Raw genomic sequence first — 19,146 nt, 5'->3', positions numbered from 1 at the left:
TATCTATAGCGCTGATTCGAAATCTGTTTCCCCCCTCCGTGTCTCCCTAACATTGCGTCCTGCATCGAGCGAGCAGACCGGAAGAGGACCCTCATGACCGTCGATCCCGCCCCGGCGGACGTGCCCGCCACCGCCGCCGCGGAGGTGGAATTCATCAGCCTCACCCACACCAATCCGTCCACCGAACTGAACCCGCTGCCCAGCCGCGGCATCGACCTCGCCTTCGTGCGCCGCTACGTGCGGACGCTGGAGGACGCCGGATTCGACGCCACCCTGCTGCCCTACGGCTCGAACAGCGCCGATTCGTTCGTGCTGGCCTCGGCGGTGGGGCAGCTGTCGGAGCGGTTGCAGCCGATCGTCGCGGTGCGCCCGAACACAGTGTTCCCGACCGTCGCCGCGCAGCAACTGGCGACGCTGGACCAGCTCACCGAGGGCCGGGCCGTGGTGCACCTCATCTCCGGCGGCAACGACACCGAGCAGGCCCGCCAGGGCGACTATCTGCCGAAGGCCGAAAGATATTCGCGCACCAGCGAATTCATCGAGATCCTGCGGCGGTCCTGGACCGAGACCGCACCGTTCTCGCATGCGGGGAAGCACTACCGGTTCGACGGCTTCGGTCCCGGCTTCCCGCCCTACGCCGGACCGATCCCGATCTCCATCGGCGGCCAGTCCGACGCCGCGTTCGAGATCGGTGGCGCGCAGGCCGACATCTTCTCGTTCTGGGGAGAACCGCTGGCGGACATCAGGTCTCAGATCGAACGGGTGCACGGCCGCGCCGCCGCGGCCGGTCGCGCCGATCGCCCGCGGATCTGGGTGACGTTCCGCCCCATCATCGATCGCACCGAGGACCTGGCGTGGGCGAAGGCGCAGGAGTACGTCGAGCGGATCGCCCGCACCTTCCAGGAGGCCACCCACCGGCTCGGCGCCAAGGGCGAGCCGCAGAACGTGGGCTCCCAGCGCGCGCTGGAATTCGCCCGCCGCCAGGAGGTTTACGATCGCGCGCTGTGGACCCGCACCGCGGCCGCGACCAACGGCAACGGCGCCTCCACCGCGCTGGTCGGCACCCCGGAGACGGTCGCCGCGGCCATCGTCGACTACATCGACCTGGGGGCGGGCCTGGTCTCGATCCGCGGCTACGACACCCTCAACGATGTCGTCGACTACGGCCGCTACGTATTGCCGCTGGTCCGTGAGGAATTGGCGCACCGCAAGGCGACCGGCCGCCGCGGCAGCCTGCAGGCCGACCATCCGGGCGCCTTCGCGACGGCGGGCCGGGCGTGAGTACCGTCACCGCGCACCCGGCGCTGACCGTCCCTGATCGGTCGGCCCCCGCGCTGGCCGCCCTGACCGCGGAAATCGCCGCTACCGCACGGGAATACGACCGCAGCGGCGAGATTCCGGAGTCCGGGCTGGCGGCCGCGCACCGCGGCGGGTACCTCACCGCGACGGTCGCCACCCGGTACGGCGGGCCCGCCGTCGACCCGATCGGGCTGGCGCGCATCCTGATCGCGCTGGGCGAGGGCGATCCGTCGGTGGCGCTGATCGCGGCCAACAACCTCAACACCCACCAGACCCAGGCCGCACACGGGACCTGGCCCGACGACGTCTACACCGAGCTGGTGCGCCGCTCGGCGGTGGCGCCGGCGCTGGTCAACGCGATCCGCGCGGAGCCGGAACTCGGCGCGCCGGCCCGCGGCGGCCTGCCTGCCACAGTCGCCCGCCGCACCACCGGCGGATGGATCCTCAACGGGCGCAAGACCTTCGCCACCGGCGGTAGCGCGCTGGCCTATCACGTGGTGTGGGCGGTCACCGACGAGAATCCGCAGCGGGTGGCGCATCTGCTGGTGCCGGCCGACGCACCCGGTATCACCTGGCACGAGACCTGGGATCACCTGGGCCTGCGCGCCTCCAACACCCACGACGTCGAATACACCGATGTCCCGGTGCCGTTCGCGAATTTCGCCGAGATCCCGTTCACCGACGGGGTGTACCGCGATCCGGCGGTCGCGGCCGGGCCGACCTCGTTCGGGCATGCCGCGCTGTATGTCGGTGTCGCCCGCGCGGCGCGCACCGCCTTCGCCGATTTCGCGCGTAGCCGGGTACCGACCGCACTGGGCCGCCCGATCGCCGAGACCGAGCGCATCCAGGCGGTGGCGGGCGAGGTCGAGGCGCAGATCGTGCAGGCCGAGACCCTGCTCTTCGGCACGCTCGCGCTGCTCGCCGCGGGCGAACCGGCGGTGCCGCACCGGCTTTCGCTGGTCAAGGCGCAGATCGCGCGTTCGGTGGTGGCGGCGGTGCAGACCGCCGTCGCGGCGCTGGGCAACGCGGCGCTCACCCGGCACAACGACCTCGAGCGGCATCTGCGCGATGTGCTCTGTGTGCGTGTGCATCCGCCGCAGGAGGACGCCGCCGTACTGGCCGCCGGACGCGCCGTACTGCGCCCGGCCGTCTGACCGTCCGCACACCACACCGCTGTCTCCGTCGCGGAATCCCTGCCGCGACAACCGTTGTCACCGCACCGGGGCGCACGCCGCCTCGCCCGAACCGAGGAACTGCTTCCGCGATGAACATCACCACCCGTACCGCCCGCCGCCGGCGGATCGGACGACGAGCCGCGGCCGCGGCCGCCGCCGCGCTGACCCTGCTGGCCGCCGCGTGCGGCAGCGGCGGTGGCCAGGCCAGCGGGCCCAGCGGCGAGGGTAAGGACCCGGTCCGCGGCGGCACGCTGAATATCGCCTTCTGGCCGGACAACACCGCATTCCTGTGCATCGATCCGTTCCAGACCTATTGGATCGAACATCGTTCGCTGATCCGCAATTTCGCGGATTCGCTGACCGATCAGAACCCCGACACCGGCGAGATCGTGCCGTGGCTGGCCACGAAGTGGGAGATCGGCCCGGACGGCCTGGACTACACCTTCCACCTGCGCGACGGCGTCACCTTCGCCGACGGCGCCCCGTTGGACGCCGCGGCGGTGAAGACGAATTTCGACGCCTTCCAGGATCTGGTGCGCACCTCGGGCGGAACCGCGTTCGGCGCCAGCTACATCGTGGGCCTGGACAGCACCACGGTCGTCGACCCGAGCACCGTGCGCTTCCACTTCACGCAGCCCAATGCCTCGTTCCTGCAAGCGACGTCGACCACCAATCTGGCGCTGCTGTCCCCGGCGTCGTTCCGGAAGACCCCCGCGCAGCGCTGCAAGGGCGATGTCGTCGGCTCCGGTCTGTTCACCCTGGACAAGTACGTGCCGGAGCAGAGCGTCACGCTCAGCCGCCGCGCCGGCTATCACTGGGGTTCGCCGCTGAGCAAGAACACCGGCGAGGCCTACCTGGACAAGATCCAGGTCAGCTACGTCGCGGAGGACAGCGTCCGCACCGGCAACCTGGTCAGCGGCCAGATCGATATCGCCTGGCCGCGCAACCCGTTCAGCGTGGAGGACCGCACCCTGATCACCGCCTCGGGTGCGTACCTGAAGTCGCGCCCGCTGCCGGGAGTGTCGTACACGTTGTGGCCCAACGTCTCCGACGGACATCCGCTCGCCGACGATCAGGTGCGGCAGGCGCTGTACCACGCGGTCGACCTGAAAACCTACGCCTCGGCCGTCTACGGCCCCGACTACCCGGTGGTCGCAGGCGACTTCGACAGCACCACACCGTATTTCAGCAGCCAGGCGGCCAAGCTGGCCTACGATCCGAATGCCGCGGCGCGGATCCTCGACGCGGCCGGCTGGAAACTGGCCCCGGGCGACCAGTACCGCAGCAAGGACGGCAAGCGGCTGTCGGTGCAGTTGGTGCTGACCACGCACGGCGCCGGCGCCGACCTGTTCCAGGATCAGTTGCGCAAGGTCGGCATCGAGGTGCAGCAGAAGATCGTGACCGCGGCCGAGCGCACCGCCGTCGTCACCAACGGCCAGTACGACCTGATCGAGAACTACTTCACCCGCGCCGATCCCGGTGCGCTGCAATTCATCCTGAACGAGCAGCTGGCCAACTCGAAGGCGATGGCCCGCGCGTTGCAGAAGCCGGACACCGCCGTGCAGATCCGGGATCTGCTGAACTCGGCCGGGCAGGCCACCGACGAGAACCGCCGCAAGCAGAGCTACGCCGATCTGCAGAGCCGGCTGATCGACAGCGGGGTCGGACTGCCGCTGTTCGAACGGGTGCAGTACGCCGGATTCCGCAACAAGGTCAACGGATTCCGCTTCACCTCCGAGAGCTTCCTGACGCTCAACGACGTCTGGATCCAGCCGTGATTCTGCTCCGCTACATCGCGGGCCGGGTGGCGCAGGCGGTCGTGGTGTTGTGGGCGGCGTTCACGGTCACCTTCGTGGTGCTCTATCTGCTGCCGAGCGATCCGGTCTCGATCCAGCTCGGGGCCGCCGGTATTGAACCGGATTCTCTCACCCCGCAACAGCTTTCCGCGGCGAAGGCGAAGTACGGCCTGGATCGGCCGGTGCTGGAACAGTATTGGACGCTGCTGACCGGCGCCCTGCACGGGAACTTCGGTCTCTCGATCGCCAAGGGCGTGCCGGTGGGACATCTGATCGGTGCGCGCATCGGCGGCACCCTGGTGCTCAGCGCCTTCGCCGGCCTGCTCGCGGTCGTACTGGGCACCGGGCTCGCGTATCTGGCCGCCTTCGTCCGGATCCGCTGGCTGCACCTGCTGCTGGACCGCGTGCCCGCGCTGGGGGTCGCGATCCCGGGCTTCCTGGTCGGGCTGGTGCTGATCCAGTACTTCTCGTTCGATCTGGGCTGGCTGCCGTCCTCGGGCAGCGGCGGCTGGAAATACCTGGTGCTGCCGGTGATCACGATGGCGCTGCCGACGGCGGCGCAGCTGGCCCAGGTGCTGGGCCGCAGTTTCGAGCAGACGCTGACCGAGCAGTACATCGTGACCGCGCGGGCGAAGGGCCTGTCCCGCGGCGCGGTGCAGTTGCGGCACGCGTTCCGCAACGCGGCGCTGCCCGCGCTGACCATTCTCGGTCTGCTGGTGGGCGTTACGGTGACCAGCTCGATCGTGGTGGAGAACGTGTTCAACCGCAACGGGCTCGGCCGGCTGGCGCAGGACGCGGTGCTGACCAAGGACGTTCCGGTGGTGCAGGCCATCGTCGTGATCGCCGCGGGCGGTTTCGTGCTGGTGAATCTGATCGTGGATCTGCTCTACCCGCTGCTGGATCCGCGCATCACCCACATCGCGAGGACCGAGGTGAGCTGAATGGCAACCGATCTCATGGCCGCCGCCGCACCCGTACTGCCCCGGCACGGTGCCGACCGGCCGGCCGAACCGGACCGGGCCGGACCGGCACGGCGACGGATCCTCCCACCCGGGGTGCGCCGGGTGGCCCGCCGGCCCGGATTCGTGGCGGCGGTCCTGCTGGTGCTGTTCGTGGTCGTGTCGGCCTTCGCGCCGCGGGTGTTCACCGCGCGGGACCCGTACGCGACCGCACCCGCGCAGCGGCTGCGGCCACCGAGTGCGGCGCATCCGTTCGGGACCGACGACGTCGGCCGCGATCTGTGGACGCGCACCCTCTACGGTTCCGAGCTGACCGTCAAGGCCGCGCTGATCGCGGTGGGTATCGCGCTGATCACGGGCCTGGTGCTGGGCCTGTTGTCCGGATTCTTCGGCCGCTGGGTGGACACCGTGATCATGCGGATCGTGGACGTGCAGTTGGCGATTCCCGGCCTGTTGTTCGCGCTGGCCATCGTGACCGCGCTGGGCTTCGGCACCGTCCCGGTCGCGATCGCGGTGGGGGTGGCGAGTGTGCCGGCCTTCGCCCGCACCACCCGCGCCGAGGTGCTCCGGGTGAAGACGCTGCCGTATGTCGAGGCGGCGCGCGCCGGCGGCGCGTCCTGGCCGCGGGTGCTGCTGCGGCACGTGCTGCCGAACTCGTGGGGTCCGGTGTTGTCGCTGGCCGTCCTCGATTTCGGCACCACCATCATCTACGTTGCGGCACTGAGCTTTCTGGGCTTCGGTGCGGCCCCGCCGCGGGCGGAGTGGGGGTCGCTGGTCGCGGGCGGCCGCAATTTCCTGATCACCGCGCCCTGGGTGTCACTGGTGCCCGGCACGGTCGTGGTGCTGACGGTGCTGGCGCTCAACCACATCGCCAAATCGTTGCCGGAGGTGCGGCGATGACCGCGACCGTCACCGACGGAACCCGCACGGCGGCAACCGGATCCGAGGCCGAGCCGGTCGTGGACATCACCGGCCTGGCGGCCGGATATCTGCGCGGCGGCGGTATCGTGCCCGCCGTCCGCGACGTCACCCTGCGGGTGCGGCCCGGCGAGATCGTGGCCCTGGTCGGCGAATCCGGCTCCGGCAAGTCGACCATCGCGCACGCGATCATCGGCCTGCTGCCGGACAGCGCGCGCATCACCGCGGGGTCGATCGCCGTACGCGGCACCGACGTGGTCGGCGCGTCCGAGCGGGTGCTGCGCGGGCTGCGCGGTTCCACCGTCGGCCTGGTGCCGCAGGATCCGATGGTGGGCCTCAACCCCACCCAGCGGATCGGGCAGCAGGTCGCCGAGGCGGTCCGGCTGCGCGGCGTGCGCGGCCCGGCGGTCGCCGCCGAGGTGCGGGAGTTGTTGCGCCGCGCCGGATTCGACGATCCGGAGCATCGGCTGCACCGCTATCCGCACGAACTGTCCGGCGGCCAGCGGCAGCGGGTGCTGATCGCGATCGCACTGGCCGGCGCGCCGGATCTGATCATCGCCGACGAGCCGACCAGCGCCCTGGACGTCACCGTGCAGGCCCGCATCCTCGACCATCTGGAATCACTGGTACGCGACAGCGGCACCGCGCTGCTGATCATCACGCACGATCTCGCGGTGGCCGCGGACCGCGCCGACCGGGTGATCGTGCTGCGCGACGGCCGTATCGTCGAAACCGGTACGCCCGCCGACATTCTCGTGGACAGCGCCGACCGCGATCCCTACACCCGCCGACTGATCGCCGCGTCGCCCGCGCTGGCGCACGGCGGCGTGCTCGAACCGCGCTACCGGACCGCGGATCCCGACGGGCCCGCCGATCCGGTCCTGGAACTGCGCGGCATCCGCAAGGAGTTCCACACGCCGCGCGGGATTCCGAATGTGATTGCCCTGGAGGACTTCTCGGTGCGGGTCGAGCGCGGCCGCACTCATGCGATCGTCGGCGAATCCGGCTCCGGCAAGTCGACCGCGCTGCGCATCGCGATGGGCCTGACGGCGCCGACCGCCGGATCGGTGCGGTTCGACGGCACCGAACTCACCGGCCGGTCGTGGCGTTCGCTGCGCCCGCTGCGGCGGCGCTTCCAGCTGGTGCAGCAGAATCCGTACGCCGCCCTCGATCCGCGATTCTCGGTGCGGGACAGCATCATCGAGCCGCTGGTGTCGTTCCGGGTGGGTACCCGCGCCGATCGCCGCGCCCGCGCGGACGACCTGCTGGACCAGGTCGCCCTGCCGCGGGCATTCGGGGACCGACTGCCTGCCGAGCTGTCCGGCGGCCAGCGCCAGCGGGTCGCCATCGCCCGCGCGCTGGCCCTGGAACCCGAACTCGTCCTGCTCGACGAGCCGGTTTCGGCCCTGGACGTCTCGGTGCAGGACCAGATCCTGACCCTGCTCACCGGCCTCCAGGAAAATCTCGGCCTCACCTACCTGTTCGTCTCGCACGACCTCGCCGTCGTCGCCCGGATCGCTCACACCGTGTCGGTCCTGCGCAACGGCCGGGTGGTCGAATCCGGTTCGGCCGCCGCCGTTTTCCGCGACCCCGCCGACGACTACACCCGCCGGTTGCTGGCCGCCGTCCCCGGCCGCCGCGCCGTCCACTGATCACCGCATCGAAAGGAATCCCGTGACCGCCACCACCGACACCTGGCTCGCCGACCTGGAGGACTGGCACCACCGGCGCACCGCACAGGCCACCGCCGACCACGGTATCGCCGCCCTGACCGGCACCCACTGGCTCGACGCCACCCCCGAGCCGATCGACGGCCTGCCCGGCAGCTGGTCCGCCGTCGACGGCCGGATCCTCGGCACCGCCGCGGGCCTGCACGTCGACCTGTCGCCGGGCGACCGCTACGAGCTGGGCGAGCGGGTGCTGGTGGCACTGGCCCGCGCCGGCCGGCTCGCGCTGCGGATCTTCGATCCCGCCGCGCCGACCCGCACCACCCTCGAACGCATCGAATCCTTCGGACCCGATCCGGCCTGGGTGCTCACCGGCACCGCGGAGATCGCCGAAAACGCCACGCACGCACTGAAACTGGAACACGTCGACGGTTTCGTCAGCGACAACACCGGCGTGCGCGTGCACCTGCCGATCGCCGGCGTGGAGCACGTGTTCGAGGCCGCCGCCGCGGCGGACGGGACGTTGCAGATCACCTTCTCCGACACCACCGTCGGCGGCGAGACCCAGAACTTCCGCTTCCTGACGATCCCGGCGCCCGATGCCGAGGGCCGCGTGGTCGCGGACTTCAACCGCGCCTACCTGCCGCCCTGCACCTTCACCGACCACTATCTGTGCCCGCTGCCCCCGGCCGAGAACCGTCTCGACCTGCCGGTCCGCGCGGGTGAGGCCCGGCTGCGCCGGGTGCGCTGACCTGCGGCCGGAACAACCTGTCGATAGCGATGATCGGTACGGCGTGCGGCCGTACCCGGTGGTGCCCACGGGCACCGGAGGAGGTGTGCGGTGACGCGATACGTGATCGTGGGCGCCGGTGCCGTCGGCGCCTGCCTGGCCGTCGAGCTGGCGGACCGGGGCCACGAGGTGCTGCTGATCGCACGCGGTGCGACGCTGGAACAGCTTGCCGCGCAACCATTGTCGTATCACACGCACGCGGGTGAGCGGCAGGTGCGGCTGCCGGTCGCGGCGATCGGCGACGACCTCGGGCTGCGGCTCGGCGACATCCTCGTGCTCGCGGTGAAGACGCAGGACGTGGCCGGGGCCGCCGCCGAACTGGCCTGGCGCGACGTCGTCGATCGGCAGGGCGGCGTGCTGGGTACGGCCGCCGAACTGGTGCCGATCGTCACCGTCCAGAACGGGCTGGACGCCGAGCGGGCCGCGGCCCGCTGGTTCGAGACCGTGATCGGTGCGGTCTTCATGATCTCCGCGCAGTACGTCCGCGTCGGTGAGGTGCGCGTCGGCGGATATCCGGCGATCGGCGCCGCGATCGCGGGGGTCGCCGCCGGTGATCCGGCCACCGGGGAGCAGACGCTGAAGACGGTTGTCGCCGATCTGCGCGCGGCGAACTTCGGGATGGCACCGGTTGCCGATATCCGCGCGTACAAGGCGGCCAAGATCCTGCACAGCGTCCGCAACGGCGTCGAGGTCCTGGCCGGTGACCGGTCCGCGAAACAGGCCGTCGGCGACGCGCTGGTGGCCGAGGCGCGACGGGTACTGGCCGCCGCCGGAATCGCGCATCACGAGACCGAGGATCTGGTTCTGGACCCGGATCAGGAGAGTTTCAGCGAGGCTTCCGGGGTCCGGCGCCACCGGCAGTCCACCTGGCAGAGCTTCGCCCGGGGCGCGGGTGGTCACGAGGCCGACTATCTGAACGGCGAGATCGCGCTGCTGGCCCGCCTGCACGGTACCGATGCGCCGCTCAACGCACGCCTGCAGCAACTGCTCGGCCGGGCGGCCCGCCACGGTGGCGGTCTGGAACAGCCGGGCCTGGACCTGCTCCTGGAGCGGATCGCCGGGAGCTGATCGGACCCGCGCAAACGCTTGCGCCGCGGTGGCGGTGTGCGCTTAACTTTGTTGAGAATTTCATTCTCGAAGCAAAGAATGCCATATGTGCAGGTCGGGCTCGCCGGTGGCGGGCGCCTCCGACGGTACGGGTGCGGAATACGCCCGGCGGCCGGCCGCACTGCCCCGTACCGAGGCCGCCGCCGCGACCCTGCGGCAGACCGGCGGCACCATGCGACGACAGGGAGCACGATGACGACCGTCGAGGAATCGGAACGCGGGATCCGCGCGGACGTCACCGACGTCCTGGTCCGCTACGCCACCGGCGTGGACCGCCGCGACTGGGACCTGTTCCGCACCTGCTTCACCGACGACTGCACCGCCGACTACGGCGAGATCGGCGTCTTCCACGATCTGGACAGCTTCACCGATCGCTGGGCGCTGGTGCATTCGCACTGCGGCCCGTCGGTACACCGAATCACCAACTGCGACGTCACGATCGGCGAATCCGGCGTCACCGCGCGCTGTTATGTGGACGCGGTCGTGACGACCCCGGACGGCAGCCGGGCCAGTCACGCCGTCGGCTGGTTCGACGACGAACTGGTCGAGACCGCCGACGGCTGGCGGATCGCCCGTCGCCGCTACACCATGATCCTGCTGCACACCATCGGCAACGAGGGCCGCGGCGGCGGTCCGGCGTCCGACATCGAGGCGATCCGGGCCCTGAAGGGCCGCTACTTCCGCACCCTGGACACCAAGGACTGGGACGAATTCCGCGCGGTCTTCACCGACGACCTGGTGATCGACACCACCGGCTCCGGCGGTCCGCGCATCGAGGGCGCGGACGAATTCCTCGCCTTCCTGCGGACCGGCCTGGCCGAGGCGGTCACCGTGCACCACGGGCACACCCCCGAGATCGAGCTGACCTCGGCCACGACCGCCACCGGGGTGTGGGCGATGGCCGATCTGGTCCGCTGGGCCGACGGTTCCCAGCTGACCGGCTACGGCCACTACCACGAGACCTACCGCAACGACGGAAACGGCTGGCGGATAGCGTCTTCCGCGCTCACCCGGCTGCGGATGGACTTCACCCCGGCCGCGGCCGAGTGAGCCACGGCCGAGTGAGCCACGGCCACGGGCCGAGTGAGGTGCGGCCACGGGCCGAGTGAGGTGCGGCCGGGCGGATTCCGGCCGTCCGGCCGTACCTCAGTCGGCCGGGAGTTCCACTCCCGCAACGCATTCCGCCACGAAGGCGAGCAGGCTCAGATGATAGGCGCGGGCGGTGTGGCCGATGCTGAGATTGTGCCCGGCGTCGGCCTGCAGGTGGACGACCCGCCGGGGTGAGTGCGTGAACAACGCGGCGGTGGCGGCGAGGTGTTCCGGATCGTTGCGCCAGACACTCTCGTGCTCGCCGGCGGTCAGGCGCACCGGGGCGCGGACCGCGGCGGCCAGCGTCTCGTAGCTGTCCTTCGACCAGTAGGCCGCCGGATCGGTCTCGTGCGGCGGCCGCGGCGATCCGATCGGCTTCCCGCCGAGGATGTCCGGGGGATACAGCCGGTTCGGCAGCCACAGCCGATGGGCCGGTACGCGCGGGCGGCCGCCCACCACGGCGGCCCGGTTGTCGAGGTCCGCCTGTACCTCCGTGCGCATTTCCCGACCGGCGCCGCCGATCTCGAGACCCAGCAGTTCCGCGCCGCGCGGGTCGGCGGCGAGGCGCAGCACGAGTTCGCTGGCGGCCGAATGCGCGGCGAGGAAGATGCCGGCGCCGCGGTCCAGCCCGGCCAGGTGCGCCTCGATCGCGCCGAAGGTCAGGGCGACCCGCCGGGCCGGATCGGCGAGTCCGTCCGGCCGCGCGCCCGAGGCGCCGTAACCCGGGCGGTCCAGGGCCAGCACCGTGTAGCCGAGGGCGGGAGCCAGCCGCAGCAGCGACAGCCGCGGATGGCCGGGGCAGTCGAAATACGCCGAGGTCGTGCCGCCGCCGTGTAATGCGACGATGACCGCACGCGGGGTGGCGACGGGGGCCAGCAGTCCCGACATTGGGGTTCCACCGACATCGGCGACGACCGGGACAGGGATATGTCCCGAAATCGTCGTCTCCGTTTCCGAAAGTGACATTCTCACTCCTGCCGAACTGTATTCTTGCTCGACCAGACCACAGATCACCTGGTCAGCGCAAGCGGCTGGGATCCGAATCTCACCTCTTGTGGCCGTGGACTGGTCACCGCGACAGGACGCATCCGCGTCCCGGGTCGCGGCCGAGCGTCGCCGGCAGCCGCTCTTCTCATCAAATTCCAGCCCGTAGTGGGGAGCTGTCAATGAAGATTCGTCCCGTTGTCATCGCCGTGTTGTTCGCCGCGGCGACCGCGGTCGGCGCCGGTTGGACCACCGCCGCCGCCGCGCCGCTGGTACACACCGATATTCCGTCGAGTGACTGTGCCGTCCTGAAGCAGATCGGCGGTTCGGTGGTCGGCACGCTGGCGCCGCTGCAGTCCGCGCCGCCGGACCAGGCCGCGGCGACCATGGCGAACTATGTCGCCAACCTGCGCGCCAAGGAGGGCCAGGTCAGCTCGCCGGAGGCCGCGGCCGATATCGAGGGGCTGGCCAGCGCCCTCGAGAGTGCCACCGGGCCCGACGGCGCGGGAGCGATCTACAGCGCCATCGGCAAGATGAACAACGCCTGCTGACAGGCGGTATCCACCGGCAGCGCCCGGCGTGCGATCGCACGCCGGGCGCTGTGCGCTGTCAGTTCCCGGCCGCCGCGGGCGCGGGCGGGCGATTGGCGAACCAGACGATCGTGTCGACCATCTTCGCGCTCCGCCAGCCGTCCGCGGTCCGCACGACCTCGTGGTGGTAATGGCCGCCGCAGTAGCTGAGCTGCTCGTTTCCGGGCAGTCGCATCGGGTTGAAGAACAGCGCGCGCACCGCGGCGCGGTCGCCGTCGAGGTCGATCTCCACATTCGTGATCAGGTGCTGGGTCATCGGCACGTCGTCGAGGCTCGCCGCCCACCAGGCGATCAGATCGTCGCGCGAGCCGGTAGGCTTCGCGCCCGAGGTGGGCAGGTCGATCTCGGCGTCCGGGGTGAACACCGTCCGCAGCAGCTCCCAATCCTTCGTGTCGACGGCTCGCGCGTACCGGGCCAGCAACTCCGCGATCTCCAGCCGGTCGATGAGATGCTGCATATGGAAACTCGATTCTCTGAAATCAGAACGCGATACTGTATTAATGAGAGCGCATTAACCATCGCGCGTCAATCACGGCACAGCCGGTCGGCCCACCGTCGTGGGGGACCGGGAGAGGAAGACATCATGGGAGACGATCTCGGCGCCGCCGGCCTCCGGTTCGAGCGCGAAGGGTCCATCGGCTGGTGCGTCATCGACCGGCCCGAGGCCCGCAACGCCCTGACCCCGGCGATGTACTTCGGCATCAAGAAGGCGGTGCGCCTGGTCAACAGCGACCCCGATCTCGCGGCGCTGATCATCACCGGATCCGGCGACGTGTTCGCACCCGGCGGTGACCTCGGTGGCCGGCGGCAGCCCGGCGACGCGGAGGTACCCGATGTGGGCCAGGAGATCCTGCCGTTCCTCAACATTCGCGACAGCCGGGCGCCGATCATCGCGGCGGTCAACGGCATCTGCCAGGCCGGCGGCCTGCTGATCGCCATGCTGTCCGATATCTGCGTGGCCAGCGACCGCGCCACCTTCCGGGTGCCGGAACTGTTGCGCGGCATCCCCGATGCCACCTACGCGGCGGTGCTGCCGGCGCACGTCGGGATCGCGGCCGCGCGCGATCTGCTGCTGTCCGCGCGCAAGTTCGACGCCGCGGAAGCCTTTCGGCTGGGCGTGATCTCGCGAGTGGTGCCGCACGAGACGTTGCGGGAGGAGGCGATCCGCGCCGCCCGCGAGATCCTGCAGACCCCGCCGATGGCCCGCATGCACGTGAAGCGAATGCTGAACGAGCGCTACGGATTCATCGATTACCAGACCATGTTCTGGGCGCTGGAGGAATCGCCGGAGCCCCGCGAGGGGATGCGCGCGTTCATGGAGAAGCGCGCGCCGAACTGGGTGCCCGACGATGTGGCGGGTGATCCCGGCACGGAACCGAAGGCGCGGCAATGAGACTCGGCTTCCCGATGCCGCATCTGCTGCGGCTGCCGGCCAACTGCCGGCCGTGGGAGGCGGTGGTGACCGGCGCCGACCAGGCCCGGCTGGCGCGCTGGGCGGAACGGCTCGGCTACGAGATGATCAGTGTCCCGGAGCATTTCGTGATCCCGTCCGGGCACGTCGAGCGCTCGGGTGCGCACTACCTCGCCGCCTATCCGGCCATGGCGTATCTGGCGGGCGCCACCGAGCGCATCCGGGTCAACTCCTGCATCGCGATTCTGCCGCTGCAACATCCGATCGTCACCGCCAAGGCGCTGGCGAGTATGGACTGGCTGTCCGGCGGCCGGGTCACCGTCACCTTCGGCGTCGGCTGGCTGCCGGAGGAATTCGAGGCGCTCGGCGTGCCCTTCGGCGAACGTGGCGCGCGCAGTGAGGAATACATCCGCGCGATCCTCGAACTGTGGACCGCCGCGGAGCCGGAGTTCGAGGGCGAGTACGTCTCGTTCCGGGACGTCCGGTTCGAGCCGAAGCCGATCCAACGCCCGCATCCGCCGGTCTGGTTCGGCGGTGACGCCCCGCCGGTGCTGCGGCGTGCGGCGCGCTACGCCTCGGGCTGGTGGCCGTTCCTGACCAAACCCGAGGACATCCCGGCCCGGCTCGACTACGTCCGCTCGCAGCCGGACTACAGCGGCGGGCTCACCGATGTGTTCTACGGTTTCGCGACCACCCGGGTCGGGGAAGGCCATGTCGCGCAGGAGGATCCGCGGGCCCGGCCGGGGATGACCAAACAGGAGATCATCGACCGGCTGGGCTGGTTCACCGAACTGGGCGTGACGATGAGCGCGGTCCCGATCCCCGAGGTGCGGCACCTCGACGAGTACTTCGACTACACCCAGTGGGTGGCCGAGGAGATCATGCCCGCGGTCGCCTGACGATCGCCCGCGTTCCCATCGTTGTTTCAATCACTGATTGAAACAACGATGGGAACGTGTTCTACTCATGACATGACCGACACCGCCCCGAGTACCCGCGACCGGCTGCTGTCCGCCGCCGAGACCCTGTTGCGGACCGCGCACTACGACGAGGTGTCCGTCCGCGCGATCTGCGCCGAGGCCGGGGCGAATCCGGCCGCCGTGCACTACCACTTCGGCTCCAAGGAGGCGCTGGTCGCCGCGCTGCTGGAGGAGCGGCTCGGGCCGCTGTGGGCCGACCGGCTGACGGCGGTGGCTGCCCGCGGCTCGGTCGCCGACATCGTCGACGCGGTGCTGGCCCCGTTCGTGGAGCTGGCCGCCGATCCGACCGGCCGGCTGTATCTGCGGCTACTGGCCCGCTTCGTGCTGGGCCGCCGCGCCACCGGATTCCACGGCCCCTGGTTCCGGCTCGATTCGTGGGTGGATCTGCTCCCCGGCCTGGACGAACGGATCGGCCGGCGGCGCTGGATGCTGGCCTTCGACCTGATCATCATGCGCTTCGGCCAGGCCGGGGCGGAGGAACGAGAGCTCGCGCCGGACATGCTCGCCACGCTGCGGCGGTTCGTGGTGGCCGGTCTGACCGCACCGGCGGAGCAACCCGCATCGGCAGGAGAAATACGATGACCGACATCTTCGAACCGGCCACGCTCGGCCCGGTGACCCTGCGCAATCGCGTGCTCAAGGCCGCGACCTTCGAGGGCCGCACCCCGGACGCGCTGGTCACCGACGACCTGATCGACTTCCATCGCGAGATCGCCGCCGGCGGTGTCGGGATGACCACGGTCGCCTACTGTGCCGTCGCCCCCGGCGGCCGCACCGACCGGCACCAGATCTGGATGCGGCCCGAGGCGGTGCCCGGCCTGCGCCGGCTCACCGACGCGGTGCACGCCGAGGGCGCCGCGGCGAGCGCGCAGATCGGCCACGCCGGGCCGGTGGCCAACGCCGCCTCCAATCGCGTTCCGGCACTGTCGCCGAGCCCGATGTTCAGCCCGTTGTCCATGAGCCGCATGCGAGTTCCCGACGAGCACCAGATCGCCGAGGTGATCGCCGCCCACGCGAACGCCGCGCGGCTGGCGGCCGAATCCGGATTCGACGCGGTCGAAATCCATTTCGGCCACAACTATCTGGTGAGCTCCTTCCTGAGCCCGAAGCTGAACCACCGCAAGGACCGCTACGGCGGCTCCACCGCCAACCGGGCCCGGCTGGCCCGCGAGATCGCCCGCGCGGTGCGGGCGGCCGTCGGCGACCGGCTCGCGGTGACGGCGAAGCTGAACATGACCGACGGCGTGCGCGGCGGCCTGGAGGTGCCGGAATCGCTGCAGGTGGCCGCCTGGCTGGAGGCGGACGGCGCGCTGGACGCACTCGAATTGACCGCCGGCAGTTCGCTGTTGAATCCGATGCTGCTGTTCCACGGCGACGCGCCGCGCCGCGATTTCGCGAAGGTGCTGCCCACTCCCGCGCGGCTGGGCTTCTACGTGGTGGGCCGGAAGTTCCTGAAGGAGTACCCGTATCGCGACGGCTTCCTGCTGGAGCGGGCGCGGCACTACCGCCGGGAGCTGTCGATGCCGCTGGTCCTGCTGGGCGGTATCACGAATCTGGCGACCATGGAGCTGGCGCGGGCCGAGGGCTTCGATTTCGTGGCGATGGGCCGGGCCCTGCTGCGCGAGCCGAATCTGTTGCACCGCATCCGATCCGATGCCACCACCCGGTCCGCCTGTGTGCACTGCAATGCCTGCATGCCGACCATCTACACCCGCACCCGCTGCGTGTTCCGGCCCGATCAGCCGGCCGAACCGCTGACCACGGAACCGGCCTGAGGGCCGGGAAGCGAAGGGGCACAACATGAGTGGACGACTGGCCGGCCGCGTGGCGCTGATCAGCGGCGGCGCCTCGGGGATGGGCGCCTCGCACGCCCGCGCATTCGTCGCGGAGGGTGCGCGGGTGGTCCTCGGCGACATCGCCGCCGAGGCCGGCGCGAAACTGGCCGCCGAACTGGGGGACAACGCCGCCTACGTCCCGCTCGACGTGACCTCCGCCGCGGCCTGGACGGCCGCCGTCGCCCGGTCGGTCGAGCTGTTCGGCAAGCTGGACGTGCTGGTCAACAACGCCGGCGTCCTCGACGGCGGCGCACTCGGCACCTATACCGAACAGCAGTGGCAGCGGGTGCTGTCGATCAACCTGACCGGCCCGTTCCTCGGCCTGTCCGCAGCCCGCGACGCGCTGGTGGCGGCCCGGCCCGCCGCGGTGGTCAATATCTCCTCGGCCGCGGGTATGCAGGGCGTGGCCGGGATGCACGCCTACACCGCCTCCAAATTCGGCCTGCGGGGCCTGACCAAATCGGCCGCGCTGGAACTGGCTCCCCATGGCGTGCGGGTCAATTCGGTGCACCCGGGCGGGATCCTCACCCCGATGATCGGCGCACCGACCGGCGCCACCGCCGACCGCGAGGCGAATACGCTCACCCGGCTCGGGGTGGCGGAGGAGGTCAGCGGCCTGGTGGTGTTCCTGGCCAGTGCCGAGTCCAGCTATTGCACCGGTTCGGAATTCGTCGTCGACGGCGGCATGACCGCGGGCTGAGCGCTAGCGGTCCACCGCCACCGGCACGTCGTCGTCCCAGGGCTGACGGGTCACCAGATCCGCCACCCGGACGGTGCCGCGCTCGAATTCCCCGGTGGCCGCGTCGATCAGGCGATACCGCTGGGTCTGCCGATGGATCGGCTGAGCGTCCAGCAGGATCACGCGGACCTCGCCGGGCTCGAATCCGCAGCGCCGCTGCAGGGCCGCGATCAGCTGCTCGTTGTGCATATGCCCGTCACCGAAATTCCAGCCGATCGCGGTGCTGCAGATCCGTTCCCCGTCGGTGACGGTGTACTCGGCCGCCCGGTCGGCGGGTATCGCGCGGTGCACCAGCGTGAACAGCGCCCGCCCGTGCGAATTCATCGCGCGGAACGCGTATCCCAGATAGAGCGGGATCACCGCGCGATCCTTGCCGTACACCCGCTCCAGCTGGGCCTGCGGCATGCTCGCGATCGCCACCACGTGCTCGTCGATCTTCCGGGCCGCCGAGGGCAGTACGCACCACAGCGTGGTGTCCCAGTTCCCGGCGTAGTACCGCATGCCGGGCAGGAAGGAGACCTTGCGCGGGAACAGATTTCCGGCGACCACGACCCCCGCCGCCAGCAGCGTCAGCAGCACGGCCGGCGCGGGATGCGTCAGATTCCACGGCCGCAGGTCCGCGTGTGCGACGAACAGCGCCAGCACGCCGTAGATCATGAAGACGTTCCACTCCAGCGGTACCCCCATCGGGATCGCGGTGAGGATCGCCAGGTGGAAGCACACCAGGACCGTCGCCACGACCGCGGTCACCGGGCCGCCGCCGGAGCACAGCAGGACGATGCCCCCGGCCATCTCGATCGCGGTGGAGACGTGCGCGACTACCCGCGACCATCGGCCCGGCCGCAGATCGTCCGGAAAGCGTTCGAAGAACCGGCGTTTGAGCGCGCGCGGCCGCATCACCGGACTGTTGGACATCATCGTCGACACCACGAAGGGGAAGTGCCGGTTCAGTTTCGAGGTCGCCGCACCCACCCAGATCACGACGAAGATCAGCTTCGCCCCGATCACGGTATCGGCGCCGCCGAACAGGAAGGTGACCGTCAGCGTCGCGTACACCTCGCCGCGAGCGGCCAGGAAGATCACCTTGTCGCGCAGCCCGGCCGCCGCCAGCAGCACCAGGATCAGCCCGATCTCCCAGCGCGGCAGCAGTCCGGTGCCGTGGTGCGACACCGGATCCGGGCCGGCGCCACCGGAACCCAGCGCCCAGCAGATCGCCACCAGCAGCGCGGCGTAGAGCGCGACGTCCACCGGCGTGCGGTCGTCGCCCGCCGTGAACGGCACCCGCCGCGGCCACGGTGGCAGCCGAATCGTGTGGGGCCGCAGCCAATACAGGACGGACCCCATCGGCGGGAAGTACCGGTTGTTCAGCGGCCCGAATCCGCAGCCCAGCCCGATCACCTCGAATAGCATGGTGTACAGCACGATCTTCTCGAACACGATCGGCTCCGACCACCACGATCCGACCGCGGTGGGCCCGCCCAGGCCGGGGGTGCAGCCCGCGATCAGCCAGCCGCCGAGCAGATACAGCCCGATCTTGGCCACGTAGAACAGGTGCAGCACCGCCGGCGTGCCGAAGCCGACCTCGGCCCAGTGCCGGGCCATCGGCCGGATCCGTTCCCCGCGTGAGCCTTTCGACCATTCCGCCAGATCCAGCGTGGGCAGCTCGGGCTCGAGAAATCCCATCGGAACGCCTCCGTCCCCGGCGTCACGCCCCGATGCGGCAGCCGGTCCGGATACGGTGACATCCGCGGCCGATGCTGTCAATCACGTGATAGACACACGGTGGCGGGATCCGGTCGCGGGCCGG

The 19,146-nt window shown here is 70.4% G+C and carries 19 protein-coding genes; 16 read left to right on the top strand and 3 right to left on the bottom strand.

Annotation, left to right across the window (positions count from 1 at the left end; genetic code table 11):
• Positions 1–93: 93 nt before the first annotated feature.
• The 10 genes from G361_RS0121455 to G361_RS51865 all read left to right on the top strand — a co-directional run bounded on the left by G361_RS0121455 (position 94) and on the right by G361_RS51865 (position 10,761).
• A complete protein-coding gene (locus tag G361_RS0121455) occupies positions 94–1,281 on the top strand; it encodes an LLM class flavin-dependent oxidoreductase (RefSeq protein WP_019929168.1) in 1,188 nt (395 codons plus the stop codon).
• Positions 1,278–2,453, top strand: coding sequence for an acyl-CoA dehydrogenase family protein (locus G361_RS0121450; protein ID WP_019929167.1), 1,176 nt, complete (start codon positions 1,278–1,280; stop codon positions 2,451–2,453). The genes G361_RS0121455 and G361_RS0121450 overlap by 4 nt, the downstream gene beginning before the upstream one ends.
• A 110-nt stretch (positions 2,454–2,563) precedes the next feature.
• Positions 2,564–4,252: an ABC transporter substrate-binding protein gene (locus tag G361_RS0121445; protein WP_019929166.1), complete on the top strand. Its 1,689-nt coding sequence runs from the start codon at positions 2,564–2,566 to the stop codon at positions 4,250–4,252.
• The gene (locus G361_RS0121440; protein ID WP_019929165.1) at positions 4,249–5,211 is read left to right on the top strand and encodes an ABC transporter permease; all 963 of its coding nucleotides are present in this window, start codon (positions 4,249–4,251) and stop codon (positions 5,209–5,211) included. Before G361_RS0121445 ends, G361_RS0121440 begins: the two co-directional genes overlap by 4 nt.
• A complete protein-coding gene (locus G361_RS0121435; protein ID WP_019929164.1) occupies positions 5,212–6,129 on the top strand; it encodes an ABC transporter permease in 918 nt (305 codons plus the stop codon).
• On the top strand, positions 6,126–7,799 hold the full coding sequence (locus G361_RS0121430) for an ABC transporter ATP-binding protein (protein ID WP_019929163.1): 1,674 nt from the start codon (positions 6,126–6,128) through the stop codon (positions 7,797–7,799). Before G361_RS0121435 ends, G361_RS0121430 begins: the two co-directional genes overlap by 4 nt.
• Positions 7,800–7,821: 22 nt before the next feature.
• Positions 7,822–8,565 (top strand): DUF1684 domain-containing protein, encoded by a 744-nt coding sequence (locus G361_RS0121425; protein ID WP_019929162.1) that lies wholly within the window; start codon positions 7,822–7,824, stop codon positions 8,563–8,565.
• Between the two features lie 90 nt (positions 8,566–8,655).
• Positions 8,656–9,672, top strand: coding sequence for a ketopantoate reductase family protein (locus G361_RS0121420; RefSeq protein ID WP_019929161.1), 1,017 nt, complete (start codon positions 8,656–8,658; stop codon positions 9,670–9,672).
• 85 nt (positions 9,673–9,757) lie between these two features.
• Positions 9,758–9,907, top strand: coding sequence for a hypothetical protein (locus G361_RS49625; RefSeq protein ID WP_019929160.1), 150 nt, complete (start codon positions 9,758–9,760; stop codon positions 9,905–9,907).
• Positions 9,904–10,761, top strand: coding sequence for a nuclear transport factor 2 family protein (locus G361_RS51865; protein ID WP_019929159.1), 858 nt, complete (start codon positions 9,904–9,906; stop codon positions 10,759–10,761). The genes G361_RS49625 and G361_RS51865 overlap by 4 nt, the downstream gene beginning before the upstream one ends.
• Positions 10,762–10,857: 96 nt before the next feature.
• On the opposite strand, the gene G361_RS0121405 is transcribed toward G361_RS51865, so the two are convergent.
• The gene (locus G361_RS0121405; RefSeq protein WP_019929158.1) at positions 10,858–11,688 is read right to left on the bottom strand and encodes an alpha/beta fold hydrolase; all 831 of its coding nucleotides are present in this window, start codon (positions 11,686–11,688) and stop codon (positions 10,858–10,860) included.
• A gap of 278 nt (positions 11,689–11,966) precedes the next feature.
• Here G361_RS0121405 and G361_RS0121400 point away from each other — a divergent pair, with 278 nt between their 5' ends.
• Positions 11,967–12,335 carry a hypothetical protein gene (locus tag G361_RS0121400; RefSeq protein ID WP_019929157.1) on the top strand — a complete coding sequence of 123 codons (369 nt, stop codon included), beginning with the start codon at positions 11,967–11,969 and terminating at the stop codon, positions 12,333–12,335.
• A gap of 58 nt (positions 12,336–12,393) precedes the next feature.
• Here G361_RS0121400 and G361_RS0121395 read toward each other — a convergent pair whose 3' ends face one another.
• Positions 12,394–12,831 carry a nuclear transport factor 2 family protein gene (locus G361_RS0121395; protein ID WP_019929156.1) on the bottom strand — a complete coding sequence of 146 codons (438 nt, stop codon included), beginning with the start codon at positions 12,829–12,831 and terminating at the stop codon, positions 12,394–12,396.
• Positions 12,832–12,957: 126 nt separating this feature from the next.
• Here G361_RS0121395 and G361_RS0121390 point away from each other — a divergent pair, with 126 nt between their 5' ends.
• The 5 genes from G361_RS0121390 (at position 12,958) to G361_RS0121370 (ending at position 17,300) form a co-directional block, all read left to right on the top strand.
• Positions 12,958–13,767 (top strand): enoyl-CoA hydratase/isomerase family protein, encoded by an 810-nt coding sequence (locus tag G361_RS0121390; RefSeq protein ID WP_019929155.1) that lies wholly within the window; start codon positions 12,958–12,960, stop codon positions 13,765–13,767.
• A complete protein-coding gene (locus tag G361_RS0121385) occupies positions 13,764–14,684 on the top strand; it encodes a TIGR03619 family F420-dependent LLM class oxidoreductase (protein ID WP_026343321.1) in 921 nt (306 codons plus the stop codon). Before G361_RS0121390 ends, G361_RS0121385 begins: the two co-directional genes overlap by 4 nt.
• 72 nt (positions 14,685–14,756) lie before the next feature.
• Positions 14,757–15,347 carry a TetR/AcrR family transcriptional regulator gene (locus G361_RS0121380; protein ID WP_019929153.1) on the top strand — a complete coding sequence of 197 codons (591 nt, stop codon included), beginning with the start codon at positions 14,757–14,759 and terminating at the stop codon, positions 15,345–15,347.
• Complete coding sequence (locus tag G361_RS0121375) at positions 15,344–16,540, top strand: NADH:flavin oxidoreductase (RefSeq protein ID WP_019929152.1); 1,197 nt, start codon at positions 15,344–15,346, stop codon at positions 16,538–16,540. Before G361_RS0121380 ends, G361_RS0121375 begins: the two co-directional genes overlap by 4 nt.
• 25 nt (positions 16,541–16,565) lie before the next feature.
• Complete coding sequence (locus tag G361_RS0121370; protein ID WP_019929151.1) at positions 16,566–17,300, top strand: SDR family oxidoreductase; 735 nt, start codon at positions 16,566–16,568, stop codon at positions 17,298–17,300.
• 3 nt (positions 17,301–17,303) lie between these two features.
• On the opposite strand, the gene G361_RS0121365 is transcribed toward G361_RS0121370, so the two are convergent.
• The gene (locus G361_RS0121365) at positions 17,304–19,022 is read right to left on the bottom strand and encodes a DUF3556 domain-containing protein (protein ID WP_019929150.1); all 1,719 of its coding nucleotides are present in this window, start codon (positions 19,020–19,022) and stop codon (positions 17,304–17,306) included.
• Positions 19,023–19,146: the final 124 nt, after the last annotated feature.

Source organism: Nocardia sp. BMG111209, assembly GCF_000381925.1.
In the GTDB taxonomy this organism is placed as follows: domain Bacteria; phylum Actinomycetota; class Actinomycetes; order Mycobacteriales; family Mycobacteriaceae; genus Nocardia.
The sequence above is the reverse complement of the archived record's forward strand: the minus strand, read 5'-3'. Positions and strand labels throughout refer to the sequence as shown.

Excerpts from the sequence above, each read along its gene's own strand:
- G361_RS0121455 (WP_019929168.1), top strand. The coding sequence starts at position 94 with ATGACCGTCGATCCCGCCCCGGCGGACGTGCCCGCCACCGCCGCCGCG.
- G361_RS0121445 (WP_019929166.1), top strand. The coding sequence starts at position 2,564 with ATGAACATCACCACCCGTACCGCCCGCCGCCGGCGGATCGGACGACGA.
- G361_RS0121435 (WP_019929164.1), top strand. The coding sequence starts at position 5,212 with ATGGCAACCGATCTCATGGCCGCCGCCGCACCCGTACTGCCCCGGCAC.
- G361_RS0121430 (WP_019929163.1), top strand. The coding sequence starts at position 6,126 with ATGACCGCGACCGTCACCGACGGAACCCGCACGGCGGCAACCGGATCC.
- G361_RS49625 (WP_019929160.1), top strand. The coding sequence starts at position 9,758 with ATGTGCAGGTCGGGCTCGCCGGTGGCGGGCGCCTCCGACGGTACGGGT.
- G361_RS51865 (WP_019929159.1), top strand. The coding sequence starts at position 9,904 with ATGACGACCGTCGAGGAATCGGAACGCGGGATCCGCGCGGACGTCACC.
- G361_RS0121405 (WP_019929158.1), bottom strand. The coding sequence starts at position 11,688 with ATGTCGGGACTGCTGGCCCCCGTCGCCACCCCGCGTGCGGTCATCGTC.
- G361_RS0121400 (WP_019929157.1), top strand. The coding sequence starts at position 11,967 with ATGAAGATTCGTCCCGTTGTCATCGCCGTGTTGTTCGCCGCGGCGACC.
- G361_RS0121395 (WP_019929156.1), bottom strand. The coding sequence starts at position 12,831 with ATGCAGCATCTCATCGACCGGCTGGAGATCGCGGAGTTGCTGGCCCGG.
- G361_RS0121390 (WP_019929155.1), top strand. The coding sequence starts at position 12,958 with ATGGGAGACGATCTCGGCGCCGCCGGCCTCCGGTTCGAGCGCGAAGGG.
- G361_RS0121385 (WP_026343321.1), top strand. The coding sequence starts at position 13,764 with ATGAGACTCGGCTTCCCGATGCCGCATCTGCTGCGGCTGCCGGCCAAC.
- G361_RS0121380 (WP_019929153.1), top strand. The coding sequence starts at position 14,757 with ATGACCGACACCGCCCCGAGTACCCGCGACCGGCTGCTGTCCGCCGCC.
- G361_RS0121375 (WP_019929152.1), top strand. The coding sequence starts at position 15,344 with ATGACCGACATCTTCGAACCGGCCACGCTCGGCCCGGTGACCCTGCGC.
- G361_RS0121370 (WP_019929151.1), top strand. The coding sequence starts at position 16,566 with ATGAGTGGACGACTGGCCGGCCGCGTGGCGCTGATCAGCGGCGGCGCC.
- G361_RS0121365 (WP_019929150.1), bottom strand. The coding sequence starts at position 19,022 with ATGGGATTTCTCGAGCCCGAGCTGCCCACGCTGGATCTGGCGGAATGG.